This window comes from Phytobacter diazotrophicus, assembly GCF_052061655.1.
GTDB lineage: Bacteria > Pseudomonadota > Gammaproteobacteria > Enterobacterales > Enterobacteriaceae > Phytobacter > Phytobacter diazotrophicus.
Genome location: NZ_CM125428.1, coordinates 5,203,196 through 5,227,641 on the forward strand (window position 1 = coordinate 5,203,196; position 24,446 = coordinate 5,227,641).

A 24,446-nucleotide genomic window follows, 5' to 3' on the forward strand; every position below is an offset into this window, starting at 1 on the left:
TAAAAATGTTAACTGGTAGCTAAGCCACAAAATGGCGCATATTGTAACCCTAAATACCCCATCCAGAGAAGATTGGTTAGTGCAACTTGCCGATGTAATAACCGATCCAGATGAACTCTTGCGTGTTTTAAATATAGACACTGACGAAAATTTAACCGCCGGACGCGAAGCAAAACGCCTGTTCCCGCTGCGTGTGCCCCGTGCTTTTGCCGCGAGAATGAAAAAAGGCGACCCCAACGATCCGCTTTTACGTCAGGTCCTGACGGCGAGAGAAGAGTTTGTTGCCGCCCCAGGATACAGCACCGATCCGCTGGAAGAGCAGGAAAGTGTGGTGCCTGGCTTGCTGCATAAGTACCGTAACCGTGCACTGCTGCTGGTAAAAGGTGGCTGTGCGGTAAACTGCCGCTACTGCTTCCGCCGCCACTTCCCGTATGCGGAAAATCAGGGCAATAAACGCAACTGGCAGGTTGCGCTGGATTATATTGCCCAGCAACCTGAACTTGATGAGATCATTTTCTCCGGTGGCGATCCGCTGATGGCGAAAGATCATGAACTGGACTGGCTGATCGCTCAGCTTGAAGCCATTCCACATATCAAGCGATTGCGTATTCACAGTCGGCTGCCGATCGTCATTCCGGCGCGGATCACCGACACACTCGTCGCCCGCCTTACAGGTTCTTCACTGCAGATTCTGCTGGTGAACCATATCAACCATGCCCAGGAAATCGATGACGACTTTCGCGCGTCCATGGAAAAACTGCGTCGGGCGGGTGTAACACTACTTAATCAGAGCGTGTTGTTGCGCGGCGTTAATGATAATGCCCGCACGCTTGCAGACCTCAGTAACGCGTTGTTTGATGCTGGCGTGATGCCCTACTACCTGCATGTGCTGGATAAAGTTCAGGGCGCGGCCCATTTCATGGTAAGCGATGATGAAGCGCGGGAAATTATGCGGGAGTTGTTGACGCTGATCTCAGGCTATATGGTGCCGAAACTGGCCCGGGAAATTGGCGGTGAGCCCAGCAAAACGCCGCTGGATTTGCAGTTACGGCAACAATAGAAGCTAACCGTTCAAACAGAAAAGCGATGCAGGAATGCATCGCTTTTCTGTATCTAAGAAAACGATAGTGTTTTCTCATCCAGGCTCGATTTTTTAGCATATCTGATTGTTCACTGCATTTATTATGGTATTTTAATCCTCTTTTCAAGCTTATATCAGATAATATATTCACTAACTCTATTTTTCAGTTGGATATATAGTTTTTAACAATGGTTATGGAGAACCATAATGGAAATGAATATTACGGGTGTCAACGCAGGCGTAATACGTAACAATGACGAGTTTCTCGCCGTCGCGCTAAAACTAAACATTAAAAAGAGTGACACGAAGCTGCTTTTCTTTCCGGCTTTAACTTTACGCGATCTTTTTGTCGCCATGGAATATCATCTCTCTAAGCAAAAAGAACTGGACGGTACTCAACGGGATGATTTCATCGCAGCGCAAACTGCGGTAACCAAAACAATGCACGCCCATATTCCTGAGTTAAAAAGGGAAGAGCTGGAAAATGCAGATATAAATTATCGCGTAAACGCCATTGATAATTTTACCTATGATGAAGGGAAACTCATTTTCACTTTGCAGTTACATAATAATGAAAAGTTCATATTCGAAATCCATGAGCTGCAAATAGAGTTACTTACCCATGTTTTAATTCATGCCATTAATAACGCTGGTATGCGGGACCTGGCATTGCGTATCTCTTCGTTACTGGATTTTCTTCCACTATATGATGTTGATTGCCAGCCTGATGGTAAGATGATCTACGATACCTATACCCAGCCAGAGTGGAAAACGGCATTGTTTGATCACTATTTAATTCTTCTGTACCACTATGCCGGAACAAAGAAAAAATCCACTTTCTGCGGTACGGTGATCAAAACCAGAAGCCTTCCCGATACTCCTGAAACCCAGGCGATCGCCAAAAGACTGTTGGCTTTCAGCCCACGGCTGGGAAAACTCGCCAATAAAGCCTGTCAGGTACACATTCAGGCTATTAACGTGCAAGAGGGTGAACCGCTTAATCTGGATAGATGCATGCATACGCTGAACCAGATACGCCATCAGGTCACGGTGAAACCATCGGTAAAAAAAGCCAAAAAATAATATAGCGAAAACGCTGCCACGATATTCCGTGGCAGCGTTGGAATTACCGGCACCTGACAACCTGACAAAAGGTGCGACGCTATTACAGTAAGGCCCTGCTTTAGAACGTCTCCCAACCCGCATCATGGCCTGCAGCCGCAGACACAGGGGACATTTTCAGAGGACGTTTAGGGGCTTTGGCCGCAGCCGCCGCCGTTTGTACCCCAGGTAAACGGAATACATCAACCAGTTGTTGCAGCTTGACGGCCTGATCTTCCAGACTTCCCGCAGCAGCAGACGATTCCTGAACCAGAGCGGCGTTCTGCTGTGTTGTTGTGTCCATTTCAGACATGGCCTGAGCAATTTGCGCAATACCCCGATTTTGCTCGTCAGACGCTGCGGCAATTTCCTGCATTAAATCTTTCACTTGGGTGACGGAGTGAACAATCCCACTCATACTTTCACCCGCCAGATCGACCTGTTTTGCACCTTCTTCTACAAAGTGGACCGACTCGCTGATGAGCGCTTCAATCTCTTTTGCAGCCTGTGAGCTGCGCTGAGCTAATGAACGAACCTCTCCGGCAACAACGGCAAACCCACGCCCCTGGTCGCCCGCACGCGCAGCCTCAACGGCGGCATTGAGCGCCAGAATATTGGTCTGGAACGCGATACCGTTAATAACGGTGGTAATTTCAGAGATCCGGCGTGAGCTTTCGATAATATCTTTCATCCGACTCACGGCATTACCCACAACAATACCACCCTGACTCGCCGTATCGGACGCGGTAACTGCCAGCAAACTTGCCTGTTGGGCGTTTTGCGCGTTCTGTTTTACCGTCGAGCTCAGCTCTTCCATACTGGCCGCAGTTTCAACAACGGCGGCAGATTGTTGTTCAGTACGCGCTGACAGCTCATCATTGCCTAAAGAAATTTCGTTTGCCGCAGTATTTACCGAAGCAGAAGCGTTTCTCACCATGCTGAGGGATTCCGCCACCCGCTCAACGAGATGGTTAAATGCCGTGATGGCATGGCCAATTTCATCCTGGCGACCGGCCAGCAGATTTTTGCTCAGATCAAGGTCTTCACTGATCTGCACCATGCCATCTCTCATGGCATTTAAACGGCGACGAATATTCAAAACGGTAAGCAGACCAAACAGCCCAAGAAGAATGGTGGCAGCAAGTGTTGCGCTCACTGATAAAATCAGTGCTTTGTTAATAAGCGATTTGCTGGCCGCATTCGCCTGTACAACTAAAGAGGTGTTGTAGTCAATCTGGTCATTAAAGTCAGCAAGTAATGTAGCAATTTTTTCTGCGATTAATCCGCCTTTTTGCATGCTTTGGATAATCGCCTTGCGGTCATTAGATTCTGATATTTTAAAATATTGGTCCATTGCTCCGCGGAACGACTGTAAATCCGCCAGTGTTTTATTGCTAAGCTCTACGTCGCGCGGGTCAGAAGCTAATTCTTTAAGATAGTATTGATGTTTTGCAAGGAGCTCATCATAAATTTTATTGGCATTTTGTTTAATGACATCCATTTGCGTCTGGTCTTCGGTTAAACCATGCAAATAAAGTTGCGAGCGTACGCCTGTAGCCTGAATCATTTCCTTATTCATTGTCGTCAGGCTGGGAAGAATATTTTCCTGGAAATAATTAGTGTCCTCACTAATTTTTGATAAAGAAATCATTGCAATGATATTCGTGCCAATCAAGCTAATGATAAGTAGAGAAAAAGCAAGTAATAACCGTTTGGTGATGTTCATCATACCTCTCCAATTTAACTTTAGTATCTTTGATAGATCATGATGAATAACCACCATGAGGGAGAGTCCTTTCACACTTCGGTTTATTTATCGGAACGCTTTATTAAAACTTTAGCGTTAAGTTAACTTTTACTTTACGAATTCAAAAAAAGATGTGAAAACTCTCACACAAGTGAAAGCTTAAGAAATCTTAATATACGTGGGGGGATGAAAATAAAAGGCGTTCGGTTTTAATTTATAAAAAAATAAAAAAATTATTAAAAATCAAACAATTAAGATCGAAACGCGAGTTTAGAAAAATAATAGGAATAATAAAAACATACAGGCAACATCAGGATCACTGCTCCCATTTATAAATGAGAGCAATGCTGTTTACTTTACTGCGGACATTTATAAACCTGACCGGTCATTTCGCTGGCTGTCGGCACGAAGCTGGACATAAAGCCTTGTGTCGGGCTGGAGACGCTGAAAAGCACGTTGCCGCCCATTTGCGCAGCCTGGTTACGCAGGTCGTTAGCCGCACCGCGCATTGAACCACCCTCTTCGCCATGCTGGCCAGAAAGCCAGTTGCTTTGTTTACCCGTTGCGGTGCCCAGATACTGACAATTTGCTGCAGGTTTATCTTCTACGAAGCGAACATTCTGCCCGCCCGAAGAAAGCTCATTACCGGCGCTACAGCCTGCCAGTAACAACGTTGCGCCGACAATCCCTGCTAAATATTTAACGTGCATGTTATTCCCCACAATCAATGAGCTGGACGTCTTGCGTCCGTGTCTGAATCTTATACTAAAAAGATGACCAAAAGAAAAACCCCCGGCCATTTCTGCCCGGGGGTTTTTCAATTCTGGGAGATGAACACCCAAATCATTCTGGCTGCAGGAAGGCGGCAAGTTTGTTAATCCCCAGGAGCTTACTCAAGTAAGTGACTGGGGTTAGCAAACGCAGCCAACGCATCTGCAGCCTGAAGGATGCAGGGTGTGGGCAATTACATCATGCCGCCCATACCACCCATGCCGCCCATACCACCAGCAGCACCTAAGTCAGGCGCGTCGCCTTTCGGCAGGTCGGTCACCATGCACTCGGTGGTGATCATCAGGCCGGCTACAGATGCCGCGTACTGCAGCGCAGAACGGGTCACTTTAGTCGGATCCAGGATACCCATCTCGATCATGTTGCCGTATTCTTCGGTAGATGCGTTGTAACCGTAGTTACCGTCGCCCGCTTTCACGGTGTTAGCCACAACAGACGGCTCTTCACCGCAGTTCAGCACGATCTGACGCAGCGGAGCTTCCATTGCGCGCAGCGCAACTTTGATACCCACGTTCTGGTCTTCGTTCTGACCTTTCAGGCCAGCGATTTTGCTTGCTACGCGGATCAGCGCAACGCCACCACCCGCAACCACGCCTTCTTCTACCGCAGCACGGGTCGCGTGCAGGGCATCTTCAACACGTGCTTTTTTCTCTTTCATTTCAACTTCGGTAGCAGCACCGACTTTGATAACCGCAACGCCGCCAGCCAGTTTGGCTACGCGCTCTTGCAGTTTTTCACGGTCATAATCGGAAGTCGCTTCTTCGATCTGCTGACGAATCTGACCAACACGGCCCTGAATTGCCGCTTCGTCACCCACACCATCAATGATGGTAGTGGTGTCTTTGTTGATCACAACGCGTTTCGCCTGGCCCAGGTCTTCCAGCGTCGCTTTTTCCAGCTCCATACCGATCTCTTCGGAGATCACGGTACCGCCAGTCAGGGTAGCGATGTCCTGCAGCATAGCTTTACGGCGGTCGCCGAAGCCCGGTGCTTTAACCGCAGCCACTTTCACGATGCCACGCATGGTGTTGACAACCAGGGTCGCCAGCGCTTCGCCTTCAACGTCTTCCGCGATGATAACCAGCGGTTTGCCTGCTTTCGCAACGGCTTCCAGAACCGGCAGCATTTCGCGGATGTTGGAGATTTTCTTATCAGCCAGCAGGATGAACGGGCTTTCCAGTTCTACTGCGCCAGTTTCCGGCTTGTTGATGAAGTAAGGGGACAGGTAACCGCGGTCAAACTGCATACCTTCAACCACGTCCAGTTCGTCCTGCAGACCGGTACCGTCTTCAACGGTGATCACGCCTTCTTTACCGACTTTGTCCATCGCTTCTGCGATCAGTTTACCTACGGTTTCGTCGGAGTTAGCGGAGATAGTACCAACCTGAGCAATCGCTTTAGAGTCAGAGCACGGTACGGACAGTGCTTTCAGCTCTTCAACTGCGGCCAGAACGGCTTTATCGATACCGCGTTTCAGGTCCATCGGGTTCATGCCTGCAGCAACAGCTTTCAGGCCTTCGGTGATGATAGCCTGAGCCAGTACGGTAGCAGTGGTGGTACCGTCGCCTGCAGCGTCGTTCGCTTTAGAGGCAACTTCTTTCACCATCTGAGCACCCATGTTTTCGAACTTGTCTTCCAGTTCGATTTCACGTGCTACAGAAACACCATCTTTAGTGATGGTCGGCGCGCCGAAGGATTTATCCAGCACTACGTTACGGCCTTTCGGGCCCAGGGTCACTTTAACTGCGTCTGCCAGTACGTTTACGCCGCGCAGCATTTTCACACGAGCGTCGTTACCGAATTTTACGTCTTTAGCTGCCATTTTAATCTTTCCCTTAAATTCGTATGTTCAGTGTCGTTCGCGGATTACGCTTCAACAATTGCCAGAATGTCGCTTTCGGACATGATCAACACTTCTTCATTGTCGATCTTCTCAGCTTTAACACCGTAACCATCATTGAAAATCACGATGTCGCCCACTTTCACGTCCAGTGGCTGCACTGTACCGTTTTCCAGGATGCGGCCCTTACCGACAGCGATGATTTCGCCACGAGTTGATTTGCCTGCTGCAGAACCGGTCAGAACGATGCCGCCAGCGGATTTAGATTCAACTTCTTTACGTTTGACGATCACACGATCATGTAACGGACGAATACTCATTGATAGCTCTCCTTTGAGAAAGTCATTATCAGTTATGGGTGACGCCGGCCCGCAATCGGTTCTCCGGCTGGTGACCAGAGAGATGGGGATGGGTTTTTCCCCCTTCAAGGGGGGACTTTAAAAAAAATTCGCACAAAGCCCCAGGTCGGCAAGAAAAGGGAAAATGCAATCCGTGAGAAGAGGCAGGCGCACCAACAGCCATAAGTAAAATTGATTGTGATAGCATGATCCCTCTTTACTTTGCGATGACGTGCGGGATACGGGCCATGAGTGGACTGAAACAGGAGCTGGGGCTGGCTCAGGGAATTGGGTTACTTTCAACATCGTTACTGGGCACAGGGGTTTTTGCCGTTCCGGCGCTGGCTGCGCTGGCGGCAGGTGACAGCAGCCTGTGGGCCTGGCCTGTGCTCATTCTGCTGGTCTTTCCGGTCGCTATCGTCTTCGCCGTTCTTGGTCGTCAGTTTCCCAGCGCAGGCGGCGTCGCCCATTTTGTCGGTATGGCGTTTGGCTCACGACTGGAGCGCGTCACCGGCTGGTTATTTCTGTCAGTGATCCCGGTGGGGTTGCCCGCGGCGCTGCATATCGCCGCCGGTTTCTGGCAGGGGATGTTTGGCTGGCAGGGCGCGCAACTGCTGATAGCCGAGCTTGCCACCCTGGCACTTATCTGGCTCATCGGGACGCGCGGTGCGGGTTCCAGCGCTAACCTGCAATCCATCATTGCCGGGCTTATCGTTGCATTGATTATCGCCATCTGGTGGCGTGGTGGGCTCTCCTTTAGCGCCCTGTCTTTCCCGGCACCGGCCGACGTTCCCCTCTCCGGCATGACCGCCTCGCTGGCGGTGATGTTCTGGTGCTTCGTCGGCCTGGAAGCCTTTGCCCATCTGGCCTCGGAGTTTAAGCATCCTGAACGTGACTTTCCCCGCGCACTGATGATTGGCCTGATTCTGGCCGGTTCAGTCTACTGGGCCTGTACCGTGGTGGTGCTGCATTTCCCGCTCTGGCGTAGCGCAGGGGCCGCGGCGTCCTTACCGATCATCGTCGTTGAGCTGTTCGGCAAGCAGGCGCAGTGGATTGCCTGCATCATCGGTTATCTGGCCTGTTTTGCCAGTCTCAATATCTATATTCAGAGCTTCGCCCGGCTGGTGTGGTCGCAGGCACAATACAAGCCGCAAAGCCCGCTGGCGCGTTTGTCCTCCCGACAAATCCCGTTTAACGCGCTGAATGCCGTCCTGATTTGCTGCGTTATCTGTACGCTGGGTATCTACGCATTTGCGATTAATCTCGACACGCTCATCATTTATGCCAATGGCATTTTCATTCTGATTTATTTGCTATGCATGCTGGCAGGGTGCCGCCTGTTGAAGGGACGTTATAAGGTGCTGGCCTGGGTGGGCAGCATTCTGTGCTTACTGCTGCTGGCCATTCCTGGCTGGAAGAGTCTGTATGCGATTGTGATGCTGGCAGGTCTGTGGGCATTTTTACCCAGGCGCGGCGTGGCGGTTCAGCGGTCGTAAGCCCGGAAGGCGGCTTCGCCTTTTCCGGGCTACAAAATGTTTAGCGATCGTCTTTGTTATCCAGGCGGTCGCGCTGATCATCCTTGCGCTGGTACTCCCCTTCAAACGTATTACCAGGCCCGGTGCTAAAGCCGCCGCCCGGCATACGGGAAAAACGTAAATGCGGCATCAGCTTAAGCGTCAGATGTTTTTGTACCGGCGGCAACAGCAGCAGTAAGCCGAGGAAATCGGTAAAGAACCCCGGCAGCACCAGCAGTAAGCCTGCAATAATCAGCGACACGCTTTTAATCATCTCGGCCGCCGGGCTTTCCCCTGTCGCCAGCTTTTGCTGCATCAACAGAAAGTTTTTGAAGCCCTGATTACGCACCAGAGACATCCCGATAACCGAAGTAAAAATGACCAGGATAAGCGTCATCAGCACGCCAAACACATGCGCCACCTGAATGAAAATCGATATCTCGATGTAGACGTATAAAAAAACAGCAATCAGCGGTATCCAGCGCACTGGTTTCTCCTCAGTGAACAGACGCCACTGGCGCCTGTCGGTAAATTTTTGCGATTCGCATAGTTACTGAGATGGTGACGACCGCCGGAAAATTCAATTTTCCACGGAAACTATTTTTTCCAGCGCTGCGATAGCGGTGATTCATTTCACAGATTAATGATTCTGATAAAGCGGCTAAGATAATAAGTGATCCAGATTACGGCTTTTCGCTCGGATCAGCATATGATCGCAGATATCTGGCCGATTAAGGGGATAATCGTCGGCCCGAAATCACACATAACCACATATATACTGTGTGTTTGGTGTATTCATTCGTAGCTTGATAAAGAAGGTTCACATGTTAAACAACATTCGTATCGAAGAAGATTTGTTGGGCACAAGGGAAGTACCAGCGGATGCCTATTATGGTGTACATACTCTTAGAGCGATTGAGAACTTCTACATTAGTAACAGCAAAATCAGCGACATCCCGGAGTTTGTCCGGGGAATGGTAATGGTGAAAAAAGCGGCTGCTCTGGCCAACAAGGAGCTGCAAACCATCCCTAAGAGCATTGCGAACACCATCGTGGCGGCATGTGATGAAGTCCTGAATAACGGCAAATGCATGGACCAGTTCCCGGTCGACGTCTATCAGGGCGGCGCAGGGACATCAGTAAACATGAACACCAACGAAGTACTGGCAAACATCGGTCTGGAGCTCATGGGCCACCAGAAAGGGGAATACCAGTACCTCAACCCGAACGACCACGTCAACAAATGCCAGTCCACCAACGACGCCTACCCGACCGGTTTTCGTATCGCGGTGTATACCTCCATCCTCAAGCTGGTCGATGCCATCACTCAGTTAGGTGAAGGTTTTGAACACAAAGCGGATGAGTTCCGTGACATCCTGAAAATGGGCCGTACGCAGTTGCAGGACGCCGTTCCGATGACGCTGGGACAAGAATTCCACGCCTTCAACGTACTGCTGAATGAAGAGACGAAAAATCTGCTGCGCACCTCTGAGCTGCTGCTGGAAGTGAACCTCGGCGCAACGGCTATCGGTACACGTCTGAACACCCCGGATGGCTACCAGCAACTGGCAGTGCAAAAACTGGCGGAAGTGAGCAACCTGCCTGTAGTACCGGCAGAAGACCTGATTGAAGCGACCTCCGACTGCGGTGCTTACGTGATGGTACACAGCGCGCTGAAACGCCTGGCCGTCAAAATGTCCAAAATCTGTAATGACCTGCGTCTGCTCTCTTCGGGTCCACGTGCGGGTCTGAACGAAATCAACCTGCCAGAACTGCAGGCAGGCTCGTCCATCATGCCGGCTAAAGTGAACCCGGTCGTGCCGGAAGTGGTGAACCAGGTATGCTTCAAAGTCATCGGTAACGACACCACCGTGACCATGGCGTCCGAAGCGGGCCAGTTACAGTTGAACGTGATGGAGCCGGTGATTGGCCAGGCCATGTTTGAATCCATCCACATTCTGACCAACGCCTGCTACAACCTGCTGGAAAAATGCGTCAGCGGTATCACGGCTAACAAGTCTGTATGTGAAGGCTATGTCTATAACTCGATTGGTATTGTGACCTACCTCAACCCGTTTATTGGCCACCATAACGGTGACATCGTCGGCAAAATCTGCGCCGAAACGGGCAAGAGTGTGCGCGAGGTCGTGCTGGAGCGCGGTCTGCTGACGGAAGCGGAGCTGGATGACATTTTCTCCGCACAGAACCTGATGCATCCGGCCTATAAGGCGAAGCGTTATACCGATGAAAGCGAACAGTAACACTGACGGCTAAAGCCACAAGGCACGTCAGCTCTGACGTGCCTTTTTTTTAGCCTGCAGTAAAAAAAATCATTCTCATTTCATCAACAAGGAAGGCAATTATGTTTGCTGCAGAACTTGTACTCGTCCTGCTTGCTATTTACCTGGGGGCCAGACTCGGCGGTATCGGCATCGGTTTTGCCGGTGGTTTCGGGGTGCTTGTACTGACACTCTTTTTTCAAATCAAACCCGGCGCTATACCCTTCGATGTGATTGAAATCATCATGGCGGTTATCGCCTCTATTGCCGCGATGCAGGTGGCAGGGGGCATGGATTACCTGGTGAGTCTTGCGGAGCGTATGCTGCGCCGTCATCCGAAATACATTACTTTTCTCGCCCCGCTGGTCACCTGGTTTATGACCATCCTGGCGGGTACCGGTCATACGGCGTTTTCTACGCTGCCGGTCATTACCGAAGTGGCGAAAGAGCAAGGGATTCGACCTTCCCGTCCACTCTCCATTGCCGTCGTGGCTTCGCAAATCGCTATTACCGCCTCCCCCATCTCTGCGGCTGTCGTCTTTTTTGCTGGCATTCTGGAACCGCTCGGTGTGAGTTATCTGACGCTGCTGGCGGTCTGTATTCCTGTTACGCTGATCGCCGTTATGCTGACGGCTATTGTGTGTAACTTCCTCGGCGCTGAGTTGAAAGATGATCCGGTTTACCAGGAGCGTCTGGCAAGAGGGGAAGTCAAACTGCGCGGCAGCAAAGTTTTCGAGATGAAACCGCATGCCAAACGTTCCGTGCTGCTGTTCCTGGTTGGGATTATCGCTGTCATGCTGTACGCCACGGCAATCAGTCCGAACGTAGGTCTTATTACGAACCCGGTATTGCCACGTAACGAAGCGATTGTGGTGTTCATGTTAACCATCGCCACGCTGATTTGCCTGACCTGTAAAATCAACACGGGCGACATTCTCAACGCCAGCACCTTTAAATCGGGTATGAGCGCCTGTATTTGCGTCCTGGGCGTAGCGTGGCTGGGCGATACCTTTGTGAAAAACCACATTCAGGATATCCAGACCGTGGCCGGCAACCTGCTCAACAGCTACCCGTGGCTGCTGGCGGTGGTGCTGTTTTTCGCCTCTACCCTGCTTTACTCTCAGGCAGCAACCGCGAAAGCGCTGATGCCTGCGGCACTGATGCTGGGTGTCAGCCCGCTGACCGCCGTGGCATCGTTTGCTGCGGTATCCGCATTGTTCGTCCTGCCAACCTACCCAACGCTTCTTGCGGCGGTGGAAATGGACGATACGGGTTCAACGCGTATCGGCAAGTATGTGTTTAACCATGCCTTTTTGGTTCCGGGCGTTATCGCCATCACCCTGTGCGTGATACTCGGTTTCGTAATTGGCGGTATTCTGTTGTAAAAGTGGTTAAAAACGGGCCGCACTGCGGCCCGTTTTTCTTGTGCGTGATATAGTCCCCTTTTCGCTGCGAAGAGGTTAACGATGAACACGCCTGATACTGTTGTTGTGCTCTGTACCGCCCCGGATGAAGCGACAGCCCAGGAGCTGGCCGCCAAAGCGCTGGCCGATAAACTGGCTGCCTGCGTGACCCTCCTCCCCGGCGCCACCTCTATGTACTACTGGGAGGGGAAGCTGGAACAGGAATATGAAGTACAGTTGTTGCTTAAAACCGACGTTGCACATCTTGAAGATCTCTTCGCCTGCATAAAATCGCATCATCCTTATCAGACCCCAGAATTACTCGCTATACCGGTTACTCACGGAGATTTTGATTACCTCTCATGGCTCAACGCATCCTTACGCTGATTCTGCTGTTATGCAGCACACCGGCCCTTGCCGGGCTATTTGACGCTCCCGGACGGTCCAGTTTTGTTCCGTCCGATCAGGCCTTTATGTTTGATTTCCAGCAACAGGAAAATGAACTCAAGCTGAACTGGCAGGTGAAAGAGGGCTATTACCTCTATCGCCAGCAAATCAAACTCACTGCGCAGCAGGCGGAGATCACACCGCCACAACTGCCTTTCGGCGAGCCGCATAACGATGAGTTTTATGGCAAGAGCGAGATTTATCGCCAACAGTTGCACCTGCCGGTGACCATCACCGAGGCGGCAAAAGGCGCGACCCTGACGGTGATCTACCAGGGCTGTGCGGACGCCGGGTTCTGTTACCCGCCAGAGACAAAAGTTATTCCGTTGAGTGAGGTGAAAGCCACTGCCCAATCCATCCCCCCTCGGCCCTCCGGGGAGAGGGCCGTGGTGAGGGGCAATGACGATACGGCTCCAGCCGCGCTGCCCTTCTCCGCCCTTTGGGCGCTGCTGATTGGTATTGGCGTGGCCTTCACCCCCTGCGTCTTACCGATGTACCCGCTAATCTCAGGCATCGTGCTGGGGGGCAAACAACGCCTTTCAACGCCCCGCGCGCTGCTTCTGGCATTTATCTATGTGCAGGGCATGGCGCTGACCTATACCGCGCTGGGCCTTGTCGTGGCGGCGGCCGGGCTCCAGTTCCAGGCAGCACTCCAGCATCCGTACGTGCTGATTGGCCTGTCGGTGGTCTTTCTTGTGCTGGCGCTGTCGATGTTTGGCCTGTTCACCCTGCAATTGCCCTCCTCGCTGCAAACCCGCTTAACGCTGATGAGCAACCGCCAACAAGGTGGTTCCGCAGGCGGTGTGTTTGCTATGGGGGCGATTGCCGGGCTGATTTGTTCCCCTTGCACCACAGCGCCGCTGAGCGCCATCCTGCTCTATATCGCCCAAAGCGGTAATCTGTGGCTTGGCGGCGGCACGCTGTATCTGTATGCCCTGGGGATGGGATTGCCGCTGATTCTGGTTACCGTCTTTGGCAACCGCCTGCTGCCCAAAAGCGGCCCGTGGATGGCGCAGGTCAAAATCGCCTTTGGCTTTGTGATCCTGGCGTTACCTGTTTTCCTGCTCGAGCGAGTCTTGGGTGATAACTGGGGTTTACGCTTATGGTCGCTGCTCGGCGTCGCCTTTTTCACCTGGGCCTTTATTGCCAGCTTCGGCGCAACCCGCCCGGTGATGCGAATTGTGCAAATCGTCCTGTTAGGTGTGGCGCTGGTTTGCGCTCGTCCCTTGCAGGACTGGGCCTTTGGTCAGCCAACGGCGCAAAACCAGGCGCATCTGCCGTTTACTGCCATCAAAACCGTGGATGACCTTAATCAGGCGCTGGCACAGGCCAAAGGTCGCCCGGTGATGCTGGATCTTTACGCCGACTGGTGCGTGGCGTGCAAAGAGTTTGAGAAGTACACCTTTAGCGATACGCGGGTTCAGGCAGCATTAAAAAATTCCGTGTTATTACAGGCGGATGTCACCGCCAATAACGCGCAGGATCAAGCGCTGCTGCACCATTTACAGGTTCTGGGCTTACCCACCATTGTGTTTTTTGATGCGCAAGGCCACGAGCAACCGGCACAGCGGGTCACGGGGTTTATGGATGCACCTGCCTTTACGACACATTTGCGCAATCACACACCGTAAACAACACTTGGTTTGGGACGCAGGCTTCTGACAACGGAGGAACTTACCGTGCAACGTGAAGATGTTTTAAGTCAGACACTTCAATTATTTGAATTAAGAGGGATTGCTGACACCACGCCGGAAATGGTCGCGGAGCGTATTGACTACCCGTTAGAGGAGTTTTTGCGTTTCTGGCCGGATAAAGAAGCGCTGTTTTACGATGCGCTACGCTATCTCAGCCAGCAGGTTGATATCTGGCGCAGGCAGTTATTACTCGATGAAGAGCTGACAAAAGAGCAAAAATTGCTGGCGCGTTATGGGGCGTTGACGGATTGCGTTAGTAACAATCGCTATCCGGGCTGCCTGTTTATCGCCGCCTGCACCTTTTACCCCGACCCGGACCATCCGATACACCAACTGGCGGATCAGCAAAAGCAGGCGGCCTTTAACTTCACCCATGACCTGTTAACCCAACTGGAAGTGGACGACCCGACAATGGTCGCGAAACAGATGGAGCTGGTGCTGGAGGGTTGTCTAAGCAGGATGCTGGTCAATCGCAGCCAGACCGACGTCGATACCGCCCGACAACTGGCAGAAGATATTCTTCGTTTTGCATGTTGTCGCACGGGCGGTGCATTGACCTGATCAGTGCATAAACCCGGCCCAGGCTGAAACCAGCAGGCAAAGCGCCATCGCCCGTTGAAACCAAATCAGCGATGCCGCACTGCGAAAGAGCCGGTTTACCGCTTTGCCCAGTAGTGTCCACGCGCCCAGGCAGAGCACCGAAATGAGCAGGAAGCTCAGTGACAAAAATGACACTTCGCGCACGGGATGCGCGCCGTTCGGGGCAAACAGGCTGACCACGGCCAGCGCCATCATCCAGGTTTTGGGATTAATTAGCTGCAACATGGCCGCCGCTTTGCCGCTAAAGGGTTCACCACTCTTCTCGTTCAGATCCGCTGCCGGGGCGGTAAAGAGCTGCCAGCTTATCCAGCTTAGCCATAATGCACCGGCCCAACTCATCCCCTCACGCAGCAACGGATACCCTCGCAGTATCTCTCCTGCCCCCGCCCCGGAGATAAACACAATAAGGCTTGCTGCCACACATGCCCCGAGCACCGCCGGTAGCGTGGCCCTGATGCCATAGCGTTGGCTGCTGGCAAGGATCAGAATATTGGTCGGGCCGGGCGTTATCGACGCCACAAAGGCAAACAACATAAATGGCAGGTAGCTGTAGAGCATGTTCACAGTCGGGACTCCTTATTCTCCGTCCTGTGACTTTGGCGTTATTTACGGATGTCGTCTGGAAGATTTGTGCAAAGTTTCCGGTAGTGGGCTGGCGATAGCCGATATGCCCGCTGGAACCAGCGTCCCAGATGGCTTTGATCGGCAAAGCCCAGCGCAGCCGCCACGTCCGCCGGTTGTTCGCCGCGCGCCAGCTTGCTTCGGGCATTGGCCAGCCGCAGTTGAATAAGCCAGGCATGGGGGGAGAGATGAAATTCGCGCTTAAAACAACGGGTCAGGGTAAAGCGGTCGGTACCCGTTTCGCGGGCCAGATCGGACAGGCCGATGTTTTCCCCCATATGGGCATGCAAATAGTCCCGTGCGCGATGGGCCACCGCTGCGCTTTGCAGATGCGACGGCAGGCGCTTGCGCCACTGGCTGTGCCGGGTAAGCTGCCCGAGCAGATCATCCATGGTGCTTTGCTGCACAATGCGCATCTCTTCGCTGTGCAGTGAATGAAAGGTCCTGGCGATCGCGCCAGCAAGCATTGGCTCGCGCGCCATCGTGCGGGAAAAATGCAGCGAATAACTGGAAGGGACGGACTCGTACAACCCCCGAAGGGTAGAACTGAGCCACGCTTCATCAAGGTAGAATGTCAGGTAGGTAAAACCGCCTTCAACCGGCGCGTCACCATCGTGAATTTCACCAGGCTCGAGTAAGAAGGCATCTCCCGGCGTGCTGCGATGACGTTCACGACGGCAATGAAATTCCTGCGTTCCGCTGAGGGTGATACCCACCAGATAGCTGTCGTGCCAGTGCGGATCGTACGCATGGCCTTCAAAGTGGGCGCGAATTGTTTCGATGCCGGTGTCCGCATGTTGCCGCAGTTCCAGCCAGTCATTAGCCATATTGCCTCCGAAATCCCCGGGAACAGCATTACTCCCCCGTGCGGAAAAAATCTGGAAGATTTGTGCAATACGCCATTTTGTGGCGCAGAATCACTCAGACTGCCGCAAACTTGAGCAACTGAACAGCATTTTTTGAAATAGAGTTGACGCATTACATTGATTAGGGTTTAATGCGCCCCGTTGCCCGGATAGCTCAGTCGGTAGAGCAGGGGATTGAAAATCCCCGTGTCCTTGGTTCGATTCCGAGTCCGGGCACCACTTATTCAGAGAACCCAGCCTATGGCTGGGTTTTTGCTTTTCTACAACCGGACTCTCCATCGAACTCCGTTCGTTTTGTAGATACGGTGAATGTCTTCCACCTTTTTTAGCCACGAATAATCGTTTTGCCGCATGGCAACCACAGCGACAACACAGAGCGTGTATTTCGCCATGAACGTAAGGTGAACGGAACCCACCTCCCGAGCCGCATATTTCCCCTCTGGCTGGAGCTCCCCACAAGCAGCACCTATACTGCGGTCATGCTTTAACCATTCCCCTAAAGCTTATGACAACCCAAACGCTTACCCGTCAATGGCGTCTGCCCGGCGCCATCGCAGCAGTGATGTTATTGCTGGCCGCCGCCTTCACGCTGCATGCGCACTGGAATGCCTTTATCCAGTGGTGCCTGGCAACCCAGATTACGCTGCATCGTTATCTGGTGATGTACCTGCTGCAACTGAATAACCATCAGTATGCCGGGGGACTGTGGCTACTGACCGGTTCGTTCTTTTATGGCGTGTTACATGCGGTTGGGCCGGGTCACGGAAAATTTATCGTCACAACCTATCTCAGCACCAACCAGGAGAGCCAAACCGCCGCCCGCGTCATCCCGTTTCTTGGCAGCCTGATGCAAGGTGTGAGCGCCATTCTTTTTGTCTTCATCCTCGCGGTTGGTTTTAACCTCGCCTCCGGCGATCTCAGTGAGCGTCGCTGGTACGTTGAGAAAATCAGCGCATTTATGGTGGGTGGGTTTGGCGTCTGGCTCATCGTCAAAGCGATAAAAACCATCAAACCGCAGAAAATGAAAATCACTGCGATGAGGCCTTTATCTCACCGGCATTCTGACGACTGTGGCTGCGGAAATCACGGAGTAGGAATCAGTACGCAAGGCGACTGGAAAACACGTCTGGGTGTCATACTCGCCATTGGCGCACGCCCCTGCAGCGGCGCAATCATGATTTTGCTCTTTTCTAACGCGCTGGGCATTGTGAGCTGGGGGATCGCAGCCGTAATGACAATGGCATTCGGTACCGCATTGTCGATTATGGGTCTGTCACTGGCAGTGCGTTATGCCCGCAACCGGACGGTTACCTTTTTTGGTGAGGAGAGCGGCAGCATGCCATGGCTGGTACCGGCACTGAATATCGTCGGTGGCCTGGCGCTGATTTTGTTCGCCGTGGTGTTGTTCTTAACCGTCGTTCCGGTCAGTCCTGGCGGTGATTATATTGCTGCGGGTTGCTGATAAAAAAAGCCCGGTACGTTAACCGGGCTTTATCTGCTACTCGTTAATCCGTGGGTGCTGGTCGACAAGGCGTGAGCGTTTCGCCTGTAGCTCAGCAATTTCCGCATCGATGTCTTCGATTTTCTGTTCAATATTATCGTGATGTTCGCGCAGGATCTCTTTTGCCTCCTGGATATCGGAGGCCGCAGGCGTCGCACCTTTTAATGGGCGGTTCGCCGTCTCCTTCATCGTAAGCCCAGTGATCAGGCCAATCACCGCAACAACCATCAGATAATAAGCTGGCATCATCAGGTTCTGCGTACTTTCAACCAGCCAGGCGGCCAGTGTCGGGGTCAGACCAGCCACCAGCACCGAAATGTTAAAGGCACTCGCCAGTGCGCTATAACGAATGTGCGTCGGGAACATTGCCGGCAAGGTCGATGCCATCACGCCAATGAAACAGTTTAGAATCACGGCCAGCATCAGCAATCCCGCGAAAATCAGCCCCGTCACGTTGCTGTTGATCAAGATAAATGCCGGAATGGACAGCGCAAACAGCGCCACACTCCCCAGAATAATAAACGGACGGCGGCCAAAACGGTCGCTGAGTAAGCCCATCACAGGCTGAACAAACAGCATACCGACCATAATCGCGATAATAATCAGCACGCCGTGGTCTTCTGAATAGTTCAGGTTATGCGACAGATAGCTCGGCATGTACGTCAACAACATGTAATAGGTGACGTTGGTCGCAATCACCATACCGATACAGATCAGCAAACTACGCCAGTGCTTTGTCGCAATCTCTTTGAAAGAGACTTTCGGGCCGTTTTGCAGCCCTTCGCGATCGCCCTGCTCCAGTTTATCCACATGCTGCTGAAACGCCGGAGTCTCTTCCAGCGCATGGCGCAAATACAGACCGATTATCCCCAGTGGCAACGCCAGGAAGAAGGGAATACGCCAGCCCCAACTGAGGAAGTTTTCTTCACCGACGACCGTGGAGATAAGCACAACGACGCCCGCACCGATAACGAATCCCGCTATCGAACCAAAATCAAGCCAACTGCCCAGAAAACCGCGTCGACGGTCCGGGGAGTATTCCGCTACGAAAATCGATGCGCCGGTGTATTCCCCGCCCACTGAGAACCCCTGTGCCATTTTGCACAGCAAGAGCAGGATAGGTGCCCAAATACCAATAGAGGCATACGAGGGAATAAGCCCAATACAGAATGTACTGACGGACATGATCACTATGGTTATAGCGAGGATTTTCTGCCGTCCATATTTGTCGCCAAGCATCCCGAAAAACAAACCACCCAGCGGGCGAATCAGGAACGGAACGGAGAAGGTCGCCAGCGCGGCAATCATTTGCACACTGGGGTTGGCATCAGGAAAAAACACTTTACCCAGTGCGTAAGCTACGAACCCATATACGCCAAAATCAAACCATTCCATCGCGTTACCGAGTGAAGCGGCAGTTATTGCTTTTCGCAACTTACCGTCATCAATGATGGTTACATCGCGCAGTGTAATAGGTTTAACTTTCTTCCTTTTTAACATGATGTCCTCTTTTGACTTTCGCCCTGAACCGCGCATTTGATATGCCATACCAGCATTGCGCGTATTAAGCCGTTCATACCGACTTACCTTGTTCAAGCGTAGCAGGTTTACTTACACTGGCTGGTTACAGCCTGTACAACCGAACCTGTTGACGCCTGGCAGAGCGTTGTTTAACCGCCTTTTACCCTAACAGGGTTTAAAAACGTGATCAACTTCACACAAAATATCCCTGTGATAACACCCACAATTCTGGCAATCCACATATCTTTCCATCGGAACTGCGTTTTACTTAACGAGAAAAAACGTTTTTAACTTATAGAATGCCCGCAGTTGCTATTTATACTGATATGCCATACCCCCCGTGATTATTATTCTGCTAGCTGTATCCATTCACCTTTTTACAGAAACTATGTAACGCAAAGTTATTTAATTGTTCACATATAAATCTTTACACGGAATATGTGATGAAGATAACTAAAACATTGTTTTATTTTCATTGAATCGATATTCCAATGATCGCATCATACGTCCAGACACAAAACAGACAAGGATAGCGAGGGTGCTCTCCGGAAAGGAACAACAGCTCCGGACATTGAACAAATTCAAACCAGGAAGGTTTAACTCATTGAATAGCATGTTTTTATTTTCTCGGTCATTGCACATGATGAGATATGAGGATTCATAATGAAAATCAAAGCCACCATTGAACGCATCCCCGGTGGGATGATGTTAATACCTTTGCTGCTTGGGGCAATTTTAAATACGCTGGCACCTAATACAGGCGCTTATTTCGGTTCTTTCACCAAGGGCATGATCACAGGTACGGTACCTATTCTTGCCGTTTGGTTTTTCTGTATCGGCGCGTCAATTGATTTACGCGCCACCGGGACCGTCTTACGCAAATCCGGCACGCTGGTACTGACAAAAATCGCCGTTGCCTGGGTAGTGGCAATGATCGCCGCCACCTTTATCCCGGAAGGCGGTATTCAGACTGGTTTCTTCGCCGGTATCTCCGTACTGGCTATCGTTTCCGCGATGGACATGACCAACGGCGGCCTGTATGCCAGCCTGATGAACCAGTACGGCACCAAAGAAGAATCAGGCGCATTCGTGCTGATGTCGCTGGAATCCGGCCCACTGATGACCATGGTCATTCTGGGATCTGCGGGCCTGGCATCCTTCGAACCGCACCACTTTATCGGAGCTGTACTGCCGTTTCTGATTGGCTTTGTTCTGGGCAACCTCGACCACGACCTGCGCGCGTTCTTTAGTAAAGCTACACCGGTACTGATCCCGTTCTTCGGCTTCGCGCTGGGTAATACCATCAACCTGAAAGTGATTCTCGATACCGGTCTGCTGGGTATCTTCCTGGGTATCGCGGTTATCATCATCACTGGTATTCCGCTAATTATTGCCGACAAAGTCATTGGTGGGGGTAACGGTACGGCAGGTGTCGCCGCCTCATCGGCAGCCGGAGCTGCGGTAGCAAACCCGGTGATCATTGCCCAAATCAACCCGGCGTTTGAACCGGTAGCCGCCTCAGCAACGGCGCTGGTGGCAGCAAGCGTGATTGTAACGGCGATTCTGGTGCCCATCATCACCGCACTGTACGCCAGACGGTTTGGCGAGGTTCCTGAAACGACAAAAGCGGCAGACAACCCCGCCGCATCGCTCAATCATTAAAAAAGCCCCCGACGTGACACGCCGGGGGCTTCTCTTTGCCTGTTTGTCGCTATGTCCTGCAATTAGCCATCAACATTGGTTAATTGCAGGACACACCTTTTTACTCACCGAAAATCTCGTCCACCATGGCAGTGGCTAAGCGCGATGCCGAACAAAGCCTTGGCATACCTAACGCGACTGTCTGCCAGCTTTGGGTCACCGACCAGCAAATAGGGTGACGATCCGCATCGCACCAGTCGCCAAGCCAGCCCAGCAGATCTTTATAATCCATCAGGCCCGGTGTCGCAGGCGTTGTCAGCCACTGGTGATAAAAATGGCGGGTAGCAGGCGCAGCATTAATACCCTGCGCCAGAAAATCAGAGGCCATCGCACGCAGGTTATCTTTCAGCATGGAAGCCACCTCGCTGCTCGCCAGGCGGCAGGCGTCGCCAAAAGCGCCCCAGCGTAATTCTTCCAGCGCAACATAGCAGCGCCCCGCCATCGACCAGCCGTTATAATTCCCGGCACGCCAGCGGGTAAAAATTTGTTCGCTGTGATTTCCCGCCTGTACCGTTAAGCCACGCTGGCCGAGCGCTTTCTCTTTCCAGTTCGCCCGTTGGCTAAAGTGCTCAATTAACTCATCATATTGTTGTTGATTGCCCGAAGTGTTGGTCGCGGGGCGGCGCTGCTCAGCCTGCTGTAATGAGACCAGACGCTGGGTGATACGCGTCAGCGCAAGATGACCGGGGTCGAGCATACTGGCGAGCTTTTCCGCAAGCCCCAGACGCAAAGAGTCATTCTCATTTAATACGCCGGACATAGCCCACGGACGCAGTTGGGTTTGCGCCATTACTTCCTGGGTCAGTCTTTCACGAAACAACTGCTGTTGGGGCACAATCTGACTCTGGCGAGGCGCATCTGCCCCCTGCACTAAATCCACAATGAACTTCGGATGAATGCACTCAAGCGTTCGCCCAGGCCCTTCCAGTAGTCGATTTTTCATAATTACTCTGCTGCGAATAGTGTTTGTATATCATCGCGTAAAAGACGTGCATCTTCCTGAATCCAGTTAGCGGTTTTGATGCAGTGTCGCAGGTGCTGCCGCAATGCTAACACTGACGACTCGTTTTGCTGACGAATCGCCAAACTGTCACGCAAACTATCTTGTAGCCCCGCCAGGCTCAGCGAGAACTCGGCAAAGAAGGTTGCCATTCCCGCCGTAACAGAAACATCGACCTGCGCAGCCAAAGCTTTACGAATTTGTTCACAAAAATGAGCAACATGCTGGATGAGCTTGGTATGCAATGACGCCACATCAATGACATAGCGGGTACGGGTCACCACATAATCATCCCACCCCCAGCTCGGATTATTTAACCACCGAGAAACCGTTTCCCGTACACTTCCGCTACGCGGCACCTGCCCTGCCGGGGTGTCTTCCGGCGCAATAGCGTTGGTAAAGAGCTGGCGAGTATTAAAATTGAGTGCGCTTGCCTGGAAGGCCGGGAAACTAATACGCGCCCGGAAACCCGCGTGGCTGAGCTCTTCTTTAATGCGCATCTCGATCGGGCGCATCGCATCATTGAGTGAGCGGGTCAGGGTATTTTCCAGTTGGTCAAAACGCATCGCCAGTTCGCGACCGATCTTCTCCTGCGCGGTGACAAAAATCGCTTCGCAGGAGGAGCGCATTTTGCTCAGCACAATCTGCGCCTGCCCCTCATCTTCCAGCACCAGTTGGCCTGGCGAAACTCCCGCATCAAGACGCAGGTCGGCCTGACTTTCGTTGGCCATTTCCATGATCCTGCCATCACTAAACCAGGCATTAATGGCTCCAACGATTTCCACTTGCTGGCTATTAATGAAGAGGTCCGCCGCCGCCAGCGCTTCATCCACCTCATGATCAATCTCATCGCTGACGCGCTCCTGACAGCTTTTCAGTAGCGTCATATCTTCTTCAAGGCGGCTGATATTGTGCTCAAGGTTCTCAAACGCAACCGTCAGCCCTTGATAGCGGAAATCAAGATATTCCCGGGCGCTCTGGGCGTAGTTAAGCAGCTTATGCGACGCCGAACGCAGGGCATACAGCGACGCGTTGGCATGTGCAGCATGCAACAGCTTGCGAATAGGTTGCTCAAACAGCGAATCTTCCCACAACAGATCGGCGGCGTGATGGATATGCTCGACATCATCCAGGTCAGCCATTCTCCAGCGTCGGCCCAGCGCCGCTTCGGCAAAATCCTGCACCCAACGCTGCTCTTGCGGGTCGGGTAATTTCCCCTGTTGTTTGATTTCATGGCGGGCGCGGTTCGCCAGATAGCCCCACATCGAGGAGACGGGGAAAATCTGCGTCGGATTAATGTAGCCTTTCATTAATGTCCCGGCGATCAGCGCCCGCACCTGTTCTTCGTCATCGCTGTTACGGTCTTTCTGATCGAATTTATTAACCAGCGCATACAGCGGAACGGAGCGCCCAACGGCGGAAATCGCGTGGCGCACCTCTTCATCAGAGATCGATTTAAGCTGGGTGTAATCCATCACCGCCAGAACCGCAGACGCTCGCGCCAGTTGCTCATTGAGCATCTTGTGCAGATGCGGCTGTCCCGCTTCGTTTGGCCCAGGGGTGTCGAGCAGCGTCAACTGGCCCAGATCATTTTCAAGGCCTGCCAGGTGAACAAACTCAACTTCAATAACCGGGATATTCTCTATGGAGGCGTAAGCGGAGAAGGGAAAATCAACATCCAGCGCTTTCGACAGGCGCACCAGATCGTTAAGGCTCTTTAAACAATGGAAAATGGGCTGCGCGCCCAGATAATGTTTGTCGAACGCATCCCCTTGTGCGATGCGTTCGAGCAGGGCACTCATGTCTTTATCGATTTCGAGTTTTTGCGCCAGCTTTTCACGATCATAGGTATAAAGCCGCATCTGGAGTTGCTGGGTCAACGTATCGATTGGCCCTACATGGGCGAAATGCAGTACAGGCTCTTTCTGGCCCGGCGTATGGCGAATTAATGTCGGCAGCGCCGTCATCGGACGGTTGCGATTAGGCAAAACCTCAGTACCCACAATCGCATTGATTGTGGTCGATTTACCCGCTTTCATCGTCCCGACGATCGCTAACACCATCTCCAGCCGGGTGATTTTCCGTAATTCGTTGTGCAGAGTGGCTTGCTGTGTCTCGATGCCGCGAGCACTAAAATGTAATGGCAGTACATTTGCGTTATCTGCTTTGCCGGAAGCCGCCTCATCAAGCGTTGCAATCGGCAAGGCTTTGAGCGCCTGCAGATTCTGCAAGGAGAGCTGTAACAATCTCTCTGCTTCCTGGCTTAATTCGAAAATTGTCTGTGTGTGCATGATAAAAGTCTTTCCTTAACGCAAATTTCTTACTTTTATTAAGCCGTGATGTTTTATTTGTGAAGTTTCGGCTTTTATAATTACGTGTGGAAAATATCTTAAAGAAGATAAA

20 protein-coding genes and 1 tRNA gene are annotated in these 24,446 nt (G+C 52.0%); 11 read left to right on the forward strand and 10 right to left on the reverse strand.

The window, feature by feature from the left end; all coding sequences use genetic code 11:
* The first annotated feature begins 31 nt into the window (after positions 1-31).
* Together epmB and yjeJ are read left to right on the forward strand one after the other, a co-directional pair.
* Complete coding sequence (epmB, locus tag ACS0RQ_RS25205; RefSeq protein ID WP_271848616.1) at positions 32-1,060, forward strand: EF-P beta-lysylation protein EpmB; 1,029 nt, start codon at positions 32-34, stop codon at positions 1,058-1,060.
* 228 nt (positions 1,061-1,288) lie between these two features.
* Positions 1,289-2,164: a YjeJ family protein gene (yjeJ, locus tag ACS0RQ_RS25210; protein ID WP_271848615.1), complete on the forward strand. Its 876-nt coding sequence runs from the start codon at positions 1,289-1,291 to the stop codon at positions 2,162-2,164.
* Between the two features lie 100 nt (positions 2,165-2,264).
* Here the strand turns inward: yjeJ and ACS0RQ_RS25215 are convergent, their stop codons facing one another.
* From ACS0RQ_RS25215 to ACS0RQ_RS25230, 4 genes are all read right to left on the reverse strand, one after another.
* Positions 2,265-3,911, reverse strand: a complete 1,647-nt coding sequence (locus ACS0RQ_RS25215; RefSeq protein WP_271848614.1) for a methyl-accepting chemotaxis protein — start codon at positions 3,909-3,911, stop codon at positions 2,265-2,267.
* Between the two features lie 374 nt (positions 3,912-4,285).
* Complete coding sequence (locus ACS0RQ_RS25220) at positions 4,286-4,639, reverse strand: DUF4156 domain-containing protein (RefSeq protein ID WP_039077845.1); 354 nt, start codon at positions 4,637-4,639, stop codon at positions 4,286-4,288.
* Between the two features lie 254 nt (positions 4,640-4,893).
* A complete protein-coding gene (gene groL, locus ACS0RQ_RS25225) occupies positions 4,894-6,540 on the reverse strand; it encodes a chaperonin GroEL (protein ID WP_071194324.1) in 1,647 nt (548 codons plus the stop codon).
* 44 nt (positions 6,541-6,584) lie between these two features.
* Positions 6,585-6,878 (reverse strand): co-chaperone GroES, encoded by a 294-nt coding sequence (locus ACS0RQ_RS25230; protein WP_007372708.1) that lies wholly within the window; start codon positions 6,876-6,878, stop codon positions 6,585-6,587.
* Between the two features lie 266 nt (positions 6,879-7,144).
* Here ACS0RQ_RS25230 and yjeH point away from each other — a divergent pair, with 266 nt between their 5' ends.
* The gene (yjeH, locus tag ACS0RQ_RS25235) at positions 7,145-8,392 is read left to right on the forward strand and encodes an L-methionine/branched-chain amino acid transporter (protein WP_271848613.1); all 1,248 of its coding nucleotides are present in this window, start codon (positions 7,145-7,147) and stop codon (positions 8,390-8,392) included.
* 40 nt (positions 8,393-8,432) lie between these two features.
* On the opposite strand, the gene ACS0RQ_RS25240 is transcribed toward yjeH, so the two are convergent.
* Positions 8,433-8,897, reverse strand: coding sequence for an FxsA family protein (locus ACS0RQ_RS25240; RefSeq protein WP_039077848.1), 465 nt, complete (start codon positions 8,895-8,897; stop codon positions 8,433-8,435).
* A 337-nt stretch (positions 8,898-9,234) separates the two neighbouring features.
* Between ACS0RQ_RS25240 and aspA the strand changes: the two genes are divergently transcribed.
* The 5 genes from aspA (at position 9,235) to ACS0RQ_RS25265 (ending at position 14,794) form a co-directional block, all read left to right on the forward strand.
* Complete coding sequence (gene aspA, locus ACS0RQ_RS25245) at positions 9,235-10,671, forward strand: aspartate ammonia-lyase (RefSeq protein WP_039077849.1); 1,437 nt, start codon at positions 9,235-9,237, stop codon at positions 10,669-10,671.
* 101 nt (positions 10,672-10,772) lie between these two features.
* Entirely contained in the window at positions 10,773-12,074 is a 1,302-nt protein-coding gene (locus tag ACS0RQ_RS25250; protein ID WP_271848612.1) for an anaerobic C4-dicarboxylate transporter, read from the forward strand.
* 81 nt (positions 12,075-12,155) lie between these two features.
* Positions 12,156-12,479, forward strand: coding sequence for a divalent cation tolerance protein CutA (cutA, locus tag ACS0RQ_RS25255; RefSeq protein ID WP_039077851.1), 324 nt, complete (start codon positions 12,156-12,158; stop codon positions 12,477-12,479).
* A complete protein-coding gene (locus ACS0RQ_RS25260; RefSeq protein ID WP_334632416.1) occupies positions 12,455-14,170 on the forward strand; it encodes a protein-disulfide reductase DsbD in 1,716 nt (571 codons plus the stop codon). Before cutA ends, ACS0RQ_RS25260 begins: the two co-directional genes overlap by 25 nt.
* A 48-nt stretch (positions 14,171-14,218) precedes the next feature.
* The gene (locus ACS0RQ_RS25265; RefSeq protein WP_271848610.1) at positions 14,219-14,794 is read left to right on the forward strand and encodes a transcriptional regulator; all 576 of its coding nucleotides are present in this window, start codon (positions 14,219-14,221) and stop codon (positions 14,792-14,794) included.
* Here the strand turns inward: ACS0RQ_RS25265 and ACS0RQ_RS25270 are convergent, their stop codons facing one another.
* Both ACS0RQ_RS25270 and ACS0RQ_RS25275 read right to left on the reverse strand, forming a co-directional pair.
* On the reverse strand, positions 14,795-15,391 hold the full coding sequence (locus ACS0RQ_RS25270) for a LysE family translocator (protein WP_271848869.1): 597 nt from the start codon (positions 15,389-15,391) through the stop codon (positions 14,795-14,797). It lies immediately after the preceding gene.
* 44 nt (positions 15,392-15,435) lie between these two features.
* Complete coding sequence (locus ACS0RQ_RS25275; protein ID WP_271848609.1) at positions 15,436-16,281, reverse strand: AraC family transcriptional regulator; 846 nt, start codon at positions 16,279-16,281, stop codon at positions 15,436-15,438.
* Positions 16,282-16,463: 182 nt separating this feature from the next.
* Between ACS0RQ_RS25275 and ACS0RQ_RS25280 the strand changes: the two genes are divergently transcribed.
* A tRNA-Phe gene (locus ACS0RQ_RS25280) sits at positions 16,464-16,539 on the forward strand.
* A 286-nt stretch (positions 16,540-16,825) separates the two neighbouring features.
* Positions 16,826-17,782 (forward strand): nickel/cobalt transporter, encoded by a 957-nt coding sequence (locus ACS0RQ_RS25285; protein WP_271851573.1) that lies wholly within the window; start codon positions 16,826-16,828, stop codon positions 17,780-17,782.
* A gap of 36 nt (positions 17,783-17,818) precedes the next feature.
* Here ACS0RQ_RS25285 and proP read toward each other — a convergent pair whose 3' ends face one another.
* Positions 17,819-19,321: a glycine betaine/L-proline transporter ProP gene (proP, locus tag ACS0RQ_RS25290; RefSeq protein ID WP_039077934.1), complete on the reverse strand. Its 1,503-nt coding sequence runs from the start codon at positions 19,319-19,321 to the stop codon at positions 17,819-17,821.
* A 684-nt stretch (positions 19,322-20,005) separates the two neighbouring features.
* On the opposite strand from proP, the gene kdgT reads away from it, so the two are divergent.
* Positions 20,006-21,004 (forward strand): 2-keto-3-deoxygluconate transporter, encoded by a 999-nt coding sequence (gene kdgT, locus ACS0RQ_RS25295; protein WP_110295192.1) that lies wholly within the window; start codon positions 20,006-20,008, stop codon positions 21,002-21,004.
* A gap of 100 nt (positions 21,005-21,104) precedes the next feature.
* On the opposite strand, the gene ACS0RQ_RS25300 is transcribed toward kdgT, so the two are convergent.
* Together ACS0RQ_RS25300 and crfC are read right to left on the reverse strand one after the other, a co-directional pair.
* Positions 21,105-21,986: a diguanylate cyclase regulator RdcB family protein gene (locus ACS0RQ_RS25300; protein WP_271851574.1), complete on the reverse strand. Its 882-nt coding sequence runs from the start codon at positions 21,984-21,986 to the stop codon at positions 21,105-21,107.
* Positions 21,987-21,988: 2 nt separating this feature from the next.
* Positions 21,989-24,334, reverse strand: coding sequence for a clamp-binding protein CrfC (gene crfC, locus ACS0RQ_RS25305; RefSeq protein WP_271851575.1), 2,346 nt, complete (start codon positions 24,332-24,334; stop codon positions 21,989-21,991).
* Positions 24,335-24,446: the final 112 nt, after the last annotated feature.

Bases quoted from the DNA above. Each gene is read 5' to 3' on its own strand.
- epmB (WP_271848616.1), top strand. From the start codon at position 32: ATGGCGCATATTGTAACCCTAAATACCCCATCCAGAGAAGATTGGTTA.
- yjeJ (WP_271848615.1), top strand. From the start codon at position 1,289: ATGGAAATGAATATTACGGGTGTCAACGCAGGCGTAATACGTAACAAT.
- ACS0RQ_RS25215 (WP_271848614.1), bottom strand. From the start codon at position 3,911: ATGATGAACATCACCAAACGGTTATTACTTGCTTTTTCTCTACTTATC.
- ACS0RQ_RS25220 (WP_039077845.1), bottom strand. From the start codon at position 4,639: ATGCACGTTAAATATTTAGCAGGGATTGTCGGCGCAACGTTGTTACTG.
- groL (WP_071194324.1), bottom strand. From the start codon at position 6,540: ATGGCAGCTAAAGACGTAAAATTCGGTAACGACGCTCGTGTGAAAATG.
- ACS0RQ_RS25230 (WP_007372708.1), bottom strand. From the start codon at position 6,878: ATGAGTATTCGTCCGTTACATGATCGTGTGATCGTCAAACGTAAAGAA.
- yjeH (WP_271848613.1), top strand. From the start codon at position 7,145: ATGAGTGGACTGAAACAGGAGCTGGGGCTGGCTCAGGGAATTGGGTTA.
- aspA (WP_039077849.1), top strand. From the start codon at position 9,235: ATGTTAAACAACATTCGTATCGAAGAAGATTTGTTGGGCACAAGGGAA.
- ACS0RQ_RS25250 (WP_271848612.1), top strand. From the start codon at position 10,773: ATGTTTGCTGCAGAACTTGTACTCGTCCTGCTTGCTATTTACCTGGGG.
- cutA (WP_039077851.1), top strand. From the start codon at position 12,156: ATGAACACGCCTGATACTGTTGTTGTGCTCTGTACCGCCCCGGATGAA.
- ACS0RQ_RS25260 (WP_334632416.1), top strand. From the start codon at position 12,455: ATGGCTCAACGCATCCTTACGCTGATTCTGCTGTTATGCAGCACACCG.
- ACS0RQ_RS25270 (WP_271848869.1), bottom strand. From the start codon at position 15,391: ATGCTCTACAGCTACCTGCCATTTATGTTGTTTGCCTTTGTGGCGTCG.
- ACS0RQ_RS25275 (WP_271848609.1), bottom strand. From the start codon at position 16,281: ATGGCTAATGACTGGCTGGAACTGCGGCAACATGCGGACACCGGCATC.
- ACS0RQ_RS25285 (WP_271851573.1), top strand. From the start codon at position 16,826: ATGACAACCCAAACGCTTACCCGTCAATGGCGTCTGCCCGGCGCCATC.
- proP (WP_039077934.1), bottom strand. From the start codon at position 19,321: ATGTTAAAAAGGAAGAAAGTTAAACCTATTACACTGCGCGATGTAACC.
- kdgT (WP_110295192.1), top strand. From the start codon at position 20,006: ATGAAAATCAAAGCCACCATTGAACGCATCCCCGGTGGGATGATGTTA.
- ACS0RQ_RS25300 (WP_271851574.1), bottom strand. From the start codon at position 21,986: ATGAAAAATCGACTACTGGAAGGGCCTGGGCGAACGCTTGAGTGCATT.
- crfC (WP_271851575.1), bottom strand. From the start codon at position 24,334: ATGCACACACAGACAATTTTCGAATTAAGCCAGGAAGCAGAGAGATTG.